Below are 13044 nucleotides of genomic sequence, written 5' to 3' on the forward strand. Positions count from 1 at the left end.
TCATGCAGTTTCGCTCGCTACGTGCATTTCATCCTTTCGTGCCTGCCATTGCCGCAGGCGTTCTGCTCGCCGCATGCGCACAGCCGGCGCCTGAAGCGCCCAAGACACCGTCGAAATCCAACGCGGCGATGGTGGCCGAGATTCAGGCCGCGGGCGATCGCGACAAATCGGTGATCAACGTGGCGCCGCTGGTCGATCCCGGTGTGACCGCTCTGCAGTCGGCAGCGCGCAACTTCGAACGCTACGGCCAATACGATGCCGCGGCGGCGAAGCTGGAACAAGCGTTGCAGCAAAGCCACAATTCGCCGGATGTGCTGCAGGATCGCGCCGAACTGGCGATCTATATGAGCGACTACGCCATGGCCGAGAAGCTCGCACAGCAATCGTGGTCGCTCGGTTCCAAACAAGGACCGTTGTGCGCGCGCAATTGGCAGACGATTGTCGAACTTCGCCAGCGTGCGAACGACACGGCAGGTGCCGAAGCCGCCAGCAAATCCGTTGCAGCCTGCAACGAAGCAGGTATTCAGCGTTTCTGAAACGCTGAATACCTCAGTGCATCAAAACAGTGGCGTAAGCAGCATCACGATGCCGACGATGCTCGCTGTCCAAATCAACGTGCGCAAATAGGGAACGCCAAGCGCGTAGACGGGCAGGTAAATCAGGCGTGCCCAGAAATAGATTTGCGCGCCGAGCACCGTCGTTGCGGTGTGACGCTGCAGCACGTATCCAGCGAGCACCAGCGCAGCGAAGAAAACAAAGGTTGCAAGAAAGTTGGTATTGGCGCGATCCAGCCGTCCTGTCATGCCCGTGAGAACTTTAGGCGTGCCATCGCGTGGGCTAGCCATCCAGCTCAACCCGGTTTGTCCGAGAGTGGCCGTCGTGGCAATGAGGAGCTGTACCAGCCCCAACGTTACACTCCATACGAGCATCTGCATTTCGACAGTCATCGCGTTTCTCCCCGTGGTGATGGTCTGATGGTGAACCTCTGTGGTTCTTCGCGCCAGCGCCGCCAATGTTACGCAGGTTCCCCCGTTGCCCTGGCTGCGCGATACTGGATCAATGACCGACCCCGATGACATCGGCGCGCTGCTCGGCGCCGAAGGCCCATTTGCCCGCGAATTGCCGAACTTTGCGCCGCGCCCTGCACAACAGGAGATGGCGCGCGCGGTTCAACATGCTATTGCCGAATGCGAAACGCTGATCGCGGAAGCCGGCACCGGTACGGGTAAAACGTACGCCTACCTCGTGCCAGCGATGCTTTCCGGCCAGCGCGTGATCATTTCCACCGGCACGAAGGCACTACAGGATCAGCTGTTTTTCCGCGATCTGCCGAAAGTGCGTTCGGTACTCGGCGCTCGATTGAAAACCGCGTTGCTGAAAGGCCGTGCCAATTACCTGTGCCTGTATCGGCTCGACCAGACCGTACGCGAAGGTGCCAGTTTCGATCGCCATCAGGCCGGGCAACTGGCTGCGATCCGCGCTTGGTCGGCACGTACACGGCGCGGCGATCGTATGGAACTGGCCGAAGTGCCGGAGGATTCACCACTGTGGCTGCGCGTAACGTCCACGCCGGAGAATTGCCTAGGCGTCGAGTGCCCGTTCTACGACGATTGTCATGTCGTCAAGGCGCGGCGCGAAGCACAGGAGGCCGATCTGGTGGTGGTCAATCACCATCTGTTGTTTGCCGATCTTGCGTTGAAGCAGGAGGGCTTCGGCGAGATTCTTCCTGGCGCGCAGGCATTTATTCTGGACGAAGCCCATCAGATTCCAGAGCTTGCCGGGCAATTCTTTTCGCAGAGCATCAGTGCGCGGCAGCTCACGGAGCTGGCGCAGGATGCGCTTGCCGAATGCAATGGGGTTACCGGTGCGATAGGGCTGATGCTGGAGCCGATCGAGGCCTTGCAGGACGCCGTGCGAAAACTGCGCCTCGCGCTGGATCCGTTACCCACACGCGGAGCATTTCACGAACTGCTGCAGCGTGAAGGTGTGCCAACCTCGCTGCGCGATCTCGGTGAATTGCTCTCCGCGCTGACCGATGTGCTTGCATCGCAGGCGGAGCGCTCGCGCGGGCTGATGAATGTGCATGAGCGCGCCGCCAGTTTGATGGAGCGTCTGGATCGCATCATCGAGGGACATTCAGAACACGACGTGCGCTGGTACGAGCTGTTTCCGCGCGGTTTCTCGTTGCATGCCACGCCGCTGGATCTCGCCGCACCGCTTCGTGCCATGCGGGAACGAACCTTTGCAGCGTGGATTCACACCTCCGCGACGTTATCCGTTGCTGGGCGCTTCGATCACTTTGCACGCCAGCTTGGACTGGACGATCCACAAACACTGAGCCTGGAAAGTCCGTTTGATTACGCGCGTCAGGCACTGTGTTACATCCCCGATGGTTTGCCCGATCCTGCTGCACGCGATTACACGGAACGTGTGATCGATGCCGCGTTGCCGGTGCTTCAAGCTTCCAGCGGGCGCGCGTTCTTGCTATTCACCTCGCATCGCGCGTTGCGCCGCGCCGCCGAGCTGTTGGCTGATCGCGTGCCGTGGCCGTTGTTCGTGCAGGGCAGTGCGCCACGACATCAATTGCTGGAAGAATTTCGTGCCAGCGGACATGGCGTGTTGCTCGGCGCAGCCAGTTTCTGGGAAGGCGTCGATGTCGCCGGCGAGGCGCTATCGGTCGTGGTGATCGACAAGCTTCCATTTGCCGCGCCCGACGATCCGGTATTGCAGGCACGACTGGAAGCGCTGGAGCAATCGGGTATCAATCCCTTTATGGGCTGGCAGGTACCTGCAGCCGTGATTGCCCTGAAGCAGGGCGCGGGGCGATTGATCCGCGACGTGCATGACCGCGGTGTGCTGGTGCTATGCGATCCGCGCTTGATGACAAAAGGCTACGGGAAATTGTTCCTCAAAAGCCTGCCGTCCATGCCGCGTACGCACGAACTTAGCCAAGTGCAGGCGTTCTTCGCACCGATAGCGAATGAAAGTGGTGAGCCACGCGCCGTCATGCATGATAGTTTCTCCGACACGGCCCCCTGACCGGCTGCATACGTATTCAGGCGGACAAGCTTGGGAGTGGCACGCAGAATCGGCCACTACGTGAAACCATCATGCGGGGAGCATGATCGACATGAATCTCAATCCAAGTAAAAGCACGGGCACGGCAAAAGAGGAGGAAGGTCACGCGACCGCGAAAGTTGTATTTATCGCGGCAGCGGCGGCCATCGGCGGGTTTCTGTTCGGCTTCGATACCGCGGTCATCAACGGCGCGGTTGATGCAGTGCGTCACGGTTTTGGTCTGGATGCTGCACGCACCGGTTTCGCGGTTTCTTGCGCACTGATCGGTTCGGCCGTCGGTGCGTGGTACGCCGGGCCGCTGGCCGATCGGCTTGGACGCGTGCGCACCATGCAGGTCGCCGCGCTTTTTCTCTTGATGAGTGCGATCGGTTCGGGGCTCGTGCACGGTATCTGGGATCTGGTGTGCTGGCGTCTTGTTGGCGGTATCGGCGTGGGTGTGGCGTCGGTGATCGCGCCGGCTTACATCGCCGAGGTATCGCCTGCGAATGTGCGCGGGCGATTGGGTTCGATGCAGCAGCTCGCGATCGTGCTCGGCATTTTCGTTGCGTTGCTTAGTGACGCATGGCTGGCGAATACGGCTGGCGGTGCGTCCAACATGTTGTGGGCGCATCTGGAAGCGTGGCGCTGGATGTTCCTCGTGGCGAGCGTGCCGGCGCTGATGTACGGCGTGCTGGTGACGAGCGTCCCCGAATCGCCGCGCTATCTTGTGGCGCGCGGTCGTCTTCCGGAGGCGCGCAAGGTGCTCGCCGAAGTGCTCGATATGCACAACGATGCCGCGCTGGATGCGAAGGTCAACGACATCGCGCATAGCCTCAATGCCGAGGTTCGGCCCAAGCTGAGCGACTTGCGTGGTCCACGCGCCGGTCTTTTGCCGATCGTCTGGACCGGCATTTTTCTTTCGGTGTTCCAGCAGTTCGTCGGTATCAACGTGATCTTCTACTACTCATCGACGCTGTGGCACTCGGTGGGTTTCAGCGAGAAGGATGCGTTCTCGATCACGGTGGCAACGTCGGTCGTCAACGTCTTGGTGACGCTGGTGGCCATCGCGCTGGTCGACAGGATCGGACGCAAGCCCTTGCTGATTATCGGTTCGGTCGGCATGACGGTGACGCTGGGCTTGATGGCCTGGTGTTTCTCACAAGCCAGCGGGAGCGGTGCATCGCTGGTGTTGCCGGCGCCATGGGGTATGGTCGCACTCGTTGCCGCCAACGCTTACGTCGTGTGTTTTGGTCTGAGCTGGGGCCCGATGGTGTGGGTGTTGCTCGGCGAAATGTTCCCCAACAACATCCGTGCGATTGCTTTGGCTGTCGCGGCCGCGGCGCAATGGTTGGCGAACTTTGCGATTACCAGTACCTTTCCATGGTTGTCGCAGATCGGCCTCTCGTTTGCATACGGGTTGTATGCCTTTTTCGCCTTCCTCTCATTGATTTTCGTGATGCGCGCCGTTCGCGAAACGCGCGGTATCGAGCTGGAAGACATGCACGCCTGATAGCGCCGCACACATCAAGCGTGGGCATTTTTCTCACCTTGATGTGACGCGGGTAAGGGTCCAGTGACACTTGTGCGTCACTGGACCTTGGTTTAACTGCGACGAGTGATAGAAGTGACCGCTTATTAAGCGGACGCTTTGGCGCCACGAAGCACACGGCTATAAGCGTGCACTTCATCGACCAACACTTTTACGTGTTCGGGATCGACCTCTGGCGTGATGCCATGCCCGAGATTGAAGACGTGACCGGGATGATTGCCAAAACTATCGAGCACGGCACGCACTTCGCGGCGGATGATCTCTGGACTTGCGCGCAGCACTGCCGGATCGAGATTGCCTTGCAACGCGACTTTGCCTTGTACGGCATGGCGTGCATCGGCGAGATCAATCGTCCAATCCACACCCAGCGCTGCGCAACCCGTGTTGGCCATCTCGGCTAGATGCGCGCCGGCTCCTTTGGAAAACAGGATTACCGGCAAATCGCGTGTGTGTGCATCCGATTTCAATGCATCGACGATTTGCGCCATGTAACGCAGCGAAAATTCGCGGAACGAGGATGGATTGAGCAGGCCGCCCCAGGTGTCGAAGATCATCAACGCCTGCGCGCCTGCTGCAGCCTGGGCAATGAGGTACGCAGCGACCGACCTGGCGAGCGTATCCAGCAGCGTGTGCGCCAAAGCGGGCTCTTTCCAGCAGAGGGCTTTTGGTGTCGCGAAATCGCGCGAGCCGTGACCTTCCACCATGTAGCACGCCAGCGTCCAGGGGCTACCTGAAAAACCAATCAACGGAACACGGCCATCCAATTCGCGGCGAATCAGACGCACTGCATCCATCACGTAACGCAATTCGCCGTCCATGTCCGGCACGGCAAGCTTTTCGATATCGGCGCGGCTGCGCACCGGGTGCGCGAACTGCGGGCCTTCGCCCTCGGCGAACGACAAACCCAGACCCATCGCATCGGGAATAGTGAGGATGTCGGAGAACAGGATCGCTGCATCGAGATCGAAGCGTGCCAGCGGCTGCAACGTGACTTCGCAGGCCAGTTCCGGGTTCTGCGCCAGGTCCATGAAGCTTCCGGCCTTCGCACGCGTAGCGCGGTATTCCGGCAGGTAGCGGCCAGCCTGGCGCATGACCCAGACGGGCGTGGTGTCGACAGGCTCGCGGCGCAGGGCGCGCAGCAAGCGGTCGTTTTTCAGCTGTGTCATTTATCGGCGTCCGTAGGGGCCTTCGAGCCCCTGGGCAAACATCACGCGGAAACCGCGCTTGAGTTGGGCATCGCGCATTTTTTCGAACGCGGCGATAGCTTCGTCGCGTTCCAGGTATTGATCGCGCTTGAGCGTCGCGCGGCCGCCCTGTGTGCCCGATTCGCGGTAAAGCGTCCAGCCGCCAAGCAGATCCTGCTCCAGCACGATCTGAACGTAGCGCGGTGCCTCGGCCGAGGCAGGCATGGTTTGCAGATAGAGGCGCATGGCGTCCGTGGTTGAACAAGTGCGGCTGTCATGCCGCAGACACACCATTCTAGAGGGACGGCCGGTGACTGGCGAGCGTGGCTCCTAAATTACGCAGGCCCGATCTCGCTCAGCCTTCCTCCCAGGCCGCCTCTCGCAGTACGGCTGAGACCTCGTCTTCGTCCACGCCGGTGACGATTTCGGCGTGGCCGATACCACGCCAGAGGATCAAGCGCAGGGTGCCGGCGACGTTCTTTTTGTCCAGGCGCATCAGGGCGAGCAGTTTGTCCGGATCGGAGCCGTCGGGCAGTGCTGCAGGCAGGCCGACCGCTTTCAGAAGTTGTTCGAGGCGTTCCGTGTCGGCCTGGTTGCTCATCGTCAGCCGCTCGGAAAGTTTTGCGGCCATCACCATGCCGATGGCGACGGCTTCGCCGTGCAGCAGAGTGGTGTAACGCCCCGCGGTTTCGAGCGCATGGCCAAATGTGTGCCCGAGATTGAGCAGGGCACGTTCGCCTTGTTCGGTTTCATCACGCGCAACCACACCGGCCTTGTAACGGACCTTGGTCGCGATGGCGTGCATCAGCGTGGCTTCATCGCGCGCGGCCAGCGCTTCGGCGTTTGTTTCCAGCCATGCGAAGAACGGCGCGTCGCCAATGGCGGCACCTTTGATGATTTCCGCAAGCCCTGCGCGGTATTCGCGATCGGGCAACGTGCTCAGTGTTTCGATATCCGCAACGACCGCACGCGGCTGATGAAACGCACCGACAAGATTCTTGCCAGCAGGCAAATTCACTCCGGTCTTGCCGCCGACCGAAGAATCGACCATCGCCAGCAATGTGGTGGGCATCTGGATGAAGTCGATCCCGCGCATCCAGCACGCCGCGGTAAAGCCAGCCAGATCGCCGACGACACCACCGCCGAGCGCAATGATGCAGGCGTCGCGCGTAGCGCCCAGTGCGGCCAACGCGTCGAGTGCGTGTGCGACGTTGGCGAAGCTCTTGTGTGTTTCGCCATCGTCAAGCAGAAAAGCCGACCAGTGCAGGTCGTGCAGACCTTTTGCCACGCGGTCCATATACAGCGGCGCGACGGTACGGTTGCTGATCACCAGCGCGTGCCTGCCGCGTAATGCCTCGCGCCAGCGTTCGTTGTCGTCGAGCAGGCCGCGGCCGAGCCACACTGGGTAGCTGCGTTGGCCAAGTGCGACATCGATGGTTTGGATGTTTTCGTTGCTCATCATGCGACTTGCCGGTTCCAGTGTTGATCGATCAGGGCGATGCAACGCTCGCTCGCCGCTATGACGCCTTCGTATTCGCCACTGTGTGGAACGATCAGATCGGCGATTTCAGCATAAAAGGGCGTGCGCATCGTGGCCATGGATTCGAGCTTGCGATGGCGGTCGTTGTCGGCCAGCAGCGGGCGACTGGTGTCATGCGCCAGGCGTTGCAGTTGCTGGGGCACGGTGACCTGAAGCCATACGACATAACCACGCTCGGCCAAATGGCGGCGGTTCGCACTATTCAAGACTGCGCCCGCGCCGCTGGCCAGCAAGACATCGTGACGGCGGCTACACTCGTCCAGCATGGCGGCCTCGCGCCGGCGGAAGCCTTCCTCGCCTTCGATGTCGAAGATGGTGCTTACGGGCACGCCGGTGTGGCGTTCGATCTCCTGATCCACATCGATAAAAGACAGGTTGTAGCGTGCCGCCAGCTGCCGACCGATCGAGGTTTTGCCGGCTCCCGTCGGACCGATCAGGAACAAGTTGCACGAAGGATTCATGGGCCAAGTTTAGCAAGCGGGTGGATAGATGTCCGAACGGGTTCTTATCGCAGGATGTGGCGATTTGGGGCAACGCGTTGCCAGCCGCCTGCTGGCGCGCGGTGATGAGGTTTATGCACTGCGCCGCCACCCCTCGGCAACGGACGATCCGGCCGTGCATTGGCTTTACGCGGACCTCGTTGACGCACGCAGTCTTCGTAAACTTCCTGTTGGCATCACGCAACTGGTTTATTCACCGACGCCGGATGCCCGCGACGAGGCAGCGTATCGCCGCATTTTTATAGATGGTTTGCGGTACCTGCTCGAGGCGCTGGATCAGCACTCATTGCAGCGCGTGCTGTTTGTGTCATCCAGCGCGGTCTATGGCGAGCATGGCGAGGCGTGGGTCGACGAAGACACGCCTCCAGCGCCGCCTGGATTCAATGGCAACGTGTTACTGGAAGCGGAAGCCTGGTTATCGAGCCAGCCGATTCAATCCACGGTGCTGCGTCTTGCCGGTTTGTATGGGCCAGGACGTACGCATGTAATCGATCAATTGCGTGCCGGAACGGCGCGCGTACCACGTAAGGTGCGGCATTGGGCCAATCGCATCCACGTTGAAGATGCAGCCGGCGCCATCGTCCATTTGCTTGGCATCGACCAGCCGCAGAGTTTGTATCTGGGCGTCGATGACACGCCCATGCCTTTGGATGTGCTTTACGACGATCTCGCCGCGTTGATCCACGCGCCAGCCGCGGCAGAAGGTCCGTCGCCTGCTGGCGTTGGCAGCAAACGTCTGAGCAATGCGCGGTTGCGTGCCAGCGGCTTTCGCTTTCAATGGCCCGATTCACGCGCGGGTTATGCGGAACCTTGAAGTCGCGCTGAAGCGCGAAGATCAGCGCTCGTTATCGGATGTGGTGCTGTTGGCTTTCGCTTCCGTGCTCAGTGTCGTGAGATTGGCATCGATACCGTAAATGATCAGGTCGGTATCGCGCTTGATGCCGAGGCGACGCATCGCATTCATTTTCTGCGTGCTGATCGTTTGCTTGCTGCGATGAAGACGCGTGGCGATTTCGCTAACTGTTAGCCCAGAGACAAACAGTCGCACAACTTCCAGCTCGCGCGGCGATAGCTTCTTGGTAAGCGAGGTGTTTGCACCGTCGTCGATGCCATGCATTTTCATGATCGCATCGACCGTCGGCGAGAGAAAGCGGCGATTGGCGAGCGCCGCATGAAGCGCATCGACGATATAAACGAGAGAATCGGCCTTGCTCAGAATGCAGCGGACACCGTGGGAGAGGAGCGAGCGAATGACGTTCGGATTGCTCATCATCGTCAAGGCGATGAGTTGCGTGTTCGGAAATCGCTGCCGGATGAAACCGAAGAGCGCAAGGCCATCGCCGTGCGTGCCACCGGGCATCGTGTAATCGGAAATCACCACGTCGACGGCACGTTCGCTGAGGAGCTCGATCAGCTCCGTCGAGTTTTGCGCTTTCCCGACGACGATAAAGCCGGAAAGTTGCGATAGCTCGCAAGCCAGTCCCGTGAGCAGCAACGGATGATCGTCCGCTATCGCTACGCGAATCGATTGCCCTTGCATAGGGGAGGGCTGGAAATAAGACGCGTTCATAATCGGGCTGCTTAGGGCTGAATAAATCTCATGGAAGACGCACAGCAGGGCACCGCAAATATCCGCGCACGCTGTGCATCGGCTTGGGTGACCTGATGAGGTCAGGTTTGTCGCGCCGTGTGAGCGGGGGAAAGGCTCGTGGGCTTGCGACGGAATAAAGGCTGAAAACTCATAGGAGCGCGTCCAGTGACGGACATCCGCGCCTGTGAGGTGCTTTCACAATGGGCCAATTATGGGATTCTCGAAGCGGGCGGCCTATCGTTCTATTCCTAAAAGCACGGCGATAACGGAGATGGTTACGCGTTCATGCGGCGGAATACGGCGTTAGAGATCAGCTGTGGCTAAGACCGGTGACGTGGTGGTCCGTGTCGTATTCCACACAGCTGTCGGCCAGAACGGGTAGCGTCGCCAAGGCATGCCGGCTAAGCCGCTCGAAATGCGAAAGGAAGCGGGCCATCGCTTTGGCATCCATCGCCAGGGGCGCGTGGCGCGCCAGCAATTCCTTTTCCGTGTCGCCACGCCAGCGACGTACGACTTCCCAATTGGGCGCTTGCAGTACGACCAGTGCATCCAGTTTGCGCCACAGCGGTTGATATCCGCGCAATTGCTTGTTGACCCAATGACGCCAACGACCGTCTTCGTCTTCCGTGCGTTCGAGTTCGTTGATCGGATGCTCGAGCGCGCTTTCCAGTTGCGGACGCAAACCCAGCGCCCATCCTTCCACGATCACCAGCCGCGGCGGGCGGGTTACGCGCGGCCATCGTGACGGTGGCATGCGCGTATCGCGCCCCTTGTCGAATCGTGGCCACGTCACGGGAAGTTTGTCGGAGGCGTTTGGCAGCGCAGCGAGCACCGACAGCAGCAATTCGATTTCGTGTGTGCCCGGTACGCCGCGGGTGCGCAGCAGCGGGTGTATCTGGTGGGCGAGCGTTTCACGTTCGCTTCGCGAATAGTAGAAGTCGTCCAGAGAAAGGATTTCCGTGGGCCAGTCGCGTTGCTCCGCTTGCATTTTGATCACGCGGGACAACGTACTCTTGCCGCTACCTTGCAGCCCGGAGAGGCCGAGCACATAAGGCCGGTGTGTCCGCGCGACGCGGCCAGCGTAATGGTCCAACAGGTGCCCAGCGAGCGCCTGATTTTGCGTGCTAGCATCCTCTTTCATGTGCGCATAATGACGTGCGCGGGCCACGATTCAAGACCTTATGCTGAAACCCGAGATTCTTGACACCTTCAACACCCTGTTGGACCAGGCCGTGGTAAGCGGCGACCCGGAGCCGACGGCCATGAACCTGTCCAGCGTCGATGCGGCCGGACGGGTCAGTTCCCGCATCGTCTTGCTGAAAGGGGCCGACCAGCGCGGCTTCCGTTTCTTCACAAACTACGACAGCGACAAGGGCGTCCAGGTCGACAAACACGCGCAGGTTGCGCTGTGTTTCCACTGGAAGCGCCTGCGTGAAGGTGTGCAGGTCCGTGTGGAAGGCCTGGTGCGCAAGCTGCCGGCAGAAGAGTCCGATGCCTATTTTGCGAGCCGCGCCCGAGGCAGCCAGATTGGCGCATGGGCCTCGCTGCAATCACAAACATTGCCGAATCGTGACGTGTTCGAACAGCGCGTGGCGCACTTTGAGAAGGAATACGAAGGCCGCGATGTCCCGCGTCCGCCGCACTGGGGCGGCTACGTCGTCGAGCCCGACATGGTGGAATTCTGGTACGGCGCCAACTTCCGCTTGCACGAACGCGTACGCTGGGATCGCCACGGCCAGACGTGGACCAGCCGTTTGCTCTACCCCTGATCGCAGGCTTGCCATGAACCGAGCCGCACCCGCAGGACATGTCGCGCAGAACAATTTCACTGTGCACACGCGTGGGCGCGGTTTCAGCGAGATCACCAGCAAGGTCGCCGAACTTGTTTCGGCGAGCGGCGTGCAGACTGGCATCGCTCACATCTTCACATCGCATACCAGTTGCTCGCTATTGATCAGCGAAAACGCCGACCCGGCGGTGCGCACGGATCTGGAGCGCTGGTTCGCGCGTGCGGTTCCCGATGGTGATCGCATTTTCGAACATGATGCCGAAGGACCCGACGACATGCCCGCGCATGTCCGTGCGATCCTGACTGGTGTCAGCCTTACGATTCCTGTTCATGGCGGCAAACCGCAGTTGGGAACATGGCAGGGTATCTATCTTTGGGAACACCGTGTCGATCCCCATCAACGCAAGGTCACGGTGACCGTCTTCGGGCACTAGCGCCCTTACTGATTTCACGATGACAAGCTCTTCTATCAGCGACCCCTTTCCTCAACGCATTGTTTGTCTCACCGAAGAGCCGACCGAAGTGCTTTACGCACTGGGCGAAGAGCATCGTATCGTCGGCATTTCAGGCTTTACGGTGCGTCCGCCGCGTGCGCGGAAAGAAAAGCCCAAAGTTTCTGCGTTCACCAGCGCGAAGGTCGGCGAGATCCTTGCGCTGAAGCCGGATCTGGTCATCGGCTTTTCGGATATCCAGGCCGATATCGCGCGTGAGTTGATTCACGCGGGCATCGAAGTGTGGATTAGCAACCATCGCAGTGTCGAAGGTATCGTCGCGTACATTCGCCGCCTTGGCGCGATGGTCGGTGCGTATGAGAAAGCCGAGCACTACGCGCAGCGGGCCGAGGCGCATCTGGCCCAAGTGCGCGCCGCCGCGGCGCAATTGTCGCGGCGGCCGAAAGTCTATTTCGAAGAATGGGACGAGCCGATCATCACGGGTATTCGCTGGGTCGCCGAGTTGATCGGCATTGCCGGTGGCGATGATGCGTTTCCCGAACTGGCTCGCGAGCCGCTCGCCAAGCAACGCATTCTTGCCAACGGCGATGCGGTGGTGCAGCGGCAGCCCGACATCATTCTCGGTTCGTGGTGCGGCAAGCGTTTTCGTCCTGAGCGCGTTGCGGCACGACCGGGTTGGGATGCCATTCCGGCGGTGCGCACCAGCGATATTTACGAAATCAAATCGCCCATCATTCTTCAGCCGGGGCCGGCAGCCTTGTTCGACGGCCTGGATGCCATGCACGCATTGATTGTGGATTGGGCGAAACGTCAGGGTTGAATCAGCGGCGTCGCGCGCGAGGCAGGCACGGCGATGCGATGCGCTTCAATGTGCTGATTTGCGCTGCATCCAGCGCAAAGTGCGCAATCATCGGTGGTGTTTGAAAGTTGTTGCTCTGCTGTACCCAGTCGAGTGAGGCACCCGGTTTGCTCAGTGCAGCCGCCACCTGATTGATGGCTTCAGAGCTGCCGGGCTTCGACGCGATGCCGAAGACGAACGCACCGGGCATGTCACCGCTGTACCAGCCGGCGACGGCTGACGAGGCGAACGACTGATCGCCAACCTTCAACGTCGCGCTAGGCTGAAACGATGCGGGCGCGCGCGGTCCTTCGAAGGCATCAAACGGAAAATCGGGTGCACTCTCTGCAACAAGCATGAGCTGCGCGGAAAGTGCGCCGCCTGTGCCTTGCGTGCACATCAAGGTGAACCATGCGGGGTGATCGCCACTGCTGGTGGTGACCGTGCCGTGCACCACGACCTGTGGCGGTGACGCGGATGGTGCCGATGCCCATCCAGACATCAGCAACAAACTCAGCAGTAGCGCAGGCGTTTTCATGAACGC

General features: G+C 60.4%; 15 protein-coding genes. 7 read left to right on the forward strand and 8 right to left on the reverse strand.

Features of this window, described 5'->3' with window-relative positions:
- Positions 1–2: 2 nt before the first annotated feature.
- Positions 3–536, forward strand: a complete 534-nt coding sequence (locus EKH79_RS16030; RefSeq protein ID WP_233590361.1) for a tetratricopeptide repeat protein — start codon at positions 3–5, stop codon at positions 534–536.
- 21 nt (positions 537–557) lie between these two features.
- Here the strand turns inward: EKH79_RS16030 and EKH79_RS16035 are convergent, their stop codons facing one another.
- Positions 558–947, reverse strand: coding sequence for an MAPEG family protein (locus tag EKH79_RS16035; protein ID WP_126674827.1), 390 nt, complete (start codon positions 945–947; stop codon positions 558–560).
- A 112-nt stretch (positions 948–1059) separates the two neighbouring features.
- Between EKH79_RS16035 and yoaA the strand changes: the two genes are divergently transcribed.
- On the forward strand, positions 1060–3039 hold the full coding sequence (yoaA, locus tag EKH79_RS16040; RefSeq protein WP_126674828.1) for a DNA repair helicase YoaA: 1980 nt from the start codon (positions 1060–1062) through the stop codon (positions 3037–3039).
- Positions 3040–3130: 91 nt separating this feature from the next.
- Complete coding sequence (locus EKH79_RS16045) at positions 3131–4567, forward strand: sugar porter family MFS transporter (protein WP_126674829.1); 1437 nt, start codon at positions 3131–3133, stop codon at positions 4565–4567.
- A gap of 125 nt (positions 4568–4692) precedes the next feature.
- Here EKH79_RS16045 and hemE read toward each other — a convergent pair whose 3' ends face one another.
- The 4 genes from hemE to EKH79_RS16065 all read right to left on the reverse strand — a co-directional run bounded on the left by hemE (position 4693) and on the right by EKH79_RS16065 (position 7791).
- Positions 4693–5772 carry a uroporphyrinogen decarboxylase gene (gene hemE / locus EKH79_RS16050; protein WP_126674830.1) on the reverse strand — a complete coding sequence of 360 codons (1080 nt, stop codon included), beginning with the start codon at positions 5770–5772 and terminating at the stop codon, positions 4693–4695.
- Positions 5773–6036 (reverse strand): WGR domain-containing protein, encoded by a 264-nt coding sequence (locus EKH79_RS16055; protein WP_126674831.1) that lies wholly within the window; start codon positions 6034–6036, stop codon positions 5773–5775. It lies immediately after the preceding gene.
- A gap of 109 nt (positions 6037–6145) precedes the next feature.
- Entirely contained in the window at positions 6146–7249 is a 1104-nt protein-coding gene (gene aroB, locus EKH79_RS16060) for a 3-dehydroquinate synthase (RefSeq protein ID WP_126675059.1), read from the reverse strand.
- On the reverse strand, positions 7249–7791 hold the full coding sequence (locus EKH79_RS16065; RefSeq protein WP_126674832.1) for a shikimate kinase: 543 nt from the start codon (positions 7789–7791) through the stop codon (positions 7249–7251). Before EKH79_RS16065 ends, aroB begins: the two co-directional genes overlap by 1 nt.
- A gap of 28 nt (positions 7792–7819) precedes the next feature.
- Between EKH79_RS16065 and EKH79_RS16070 the strand changes: the two genes are divergently transcribed.
- Positions 7820–8644 carry an NAD-dependent epimerase/dehydratase family protein gene (locus tag EKH79_RS16070; protein WP_126674833.1) on the forward strand — a complete coding sequence of 275 codons (825 nt, stop codon included), beginning with the start codon at positions 7820–7822 and terminating at the stop codon, positions 8642–8644.
- A 21-nt stretch (positions 8645–8665) separates the two neighbouring features.
- Here the strand turns inward: EKH79_RS16070 and EKH79_RS16075 are convergent, their stop codons facing one another.
- Positions 8666–9400, reverse strand: a complete 735-nt coding sequence (locus EKH79_RS16075) for a response regulator (protein WP_233590362.1) — start codon at positions 9398–9400, stop codon at positions 8666–8668.
- Positions 9401–9731: 331 nt separating this feature from the next.
- Complete coding sequence (locus EKH79_RS16080; protein ID WP_126674834.1) at positions 9732–10562, reverse strand: kinase; 831 nt, start codon at positions 10560–10562, stop codon at positions 9732–9734.
- A 40-nt stretch (positions 10563–10602) separates the two neighbouring features.
- On the opposite strand from EKH79_RS16080, the gene pdxH reads away from it, so the two are divergent.
- The 3 genes from pdxH to EKH79_RS16095 are packed head-to-tail and all read left to right on the forward strand — an operon-like array spanning position 10603 to position 12482.
- Positions 10603–11190, forward strand: coding sequence for a pyridoxamine 5'-phosphate oxidase (gene pdxH, locus EKH79_RS16085; RefSeq protein WP_126674835.1), 588 nt, complete (start codon positions 10603–10605; stop codon positions 11188–11190).
- Positions 11191–11203: 13 nt separating this feature from the next.
- Complete coding sequence (locus EKH79_RS16090) at positions 11204–11644, forward strand: secondary thiamine-phosphate synthase enzyme YjbQ (protein ID WP_126674836.1); 441 nt, start codon at positions 11204–11206, stop codon at positions 11642–11644.
- Positions 11645–11663: 19 nt separating this feature from the next.
- On the forward strand, positions 11664–12482 hold the full coding sequence (locus EKH79_RS16095; RefSeq protein WP_126674837.1) for a cobalamin-binding protein: 819 nt from the start codon (positions 11664–11666) through the stop codon (positions 12480–12482).
- A gap of 1 nt (position 12483) precedes the next feature.
- On the opposite strand, the gene EKH79_RS16100 is transcribed toward EKH79_RS16095, so the two are convergent.
- Entirely contained in the window at positions 12484–13038 is a 555-nt protein-coding gene (locus EKH79_RS16100; protein WP_126674838.1) for a hypothetical protein, read from the reverse strand.
- Between the last annotated feature and the right edge of the window lie 6 nt (positions 13039–13044).

This window comes from Dyella dinghuensis, assembly GCF_003977615.1.
In the GTDB taxonomy this organism is placed as follows: domain Bacteria; phylum Pseudomonadota; class Gammaproteobacteria; order Xanthomonadales; family Rhodanobacteraceae; genus Dyella_B; species Dyella_B dinghuensis.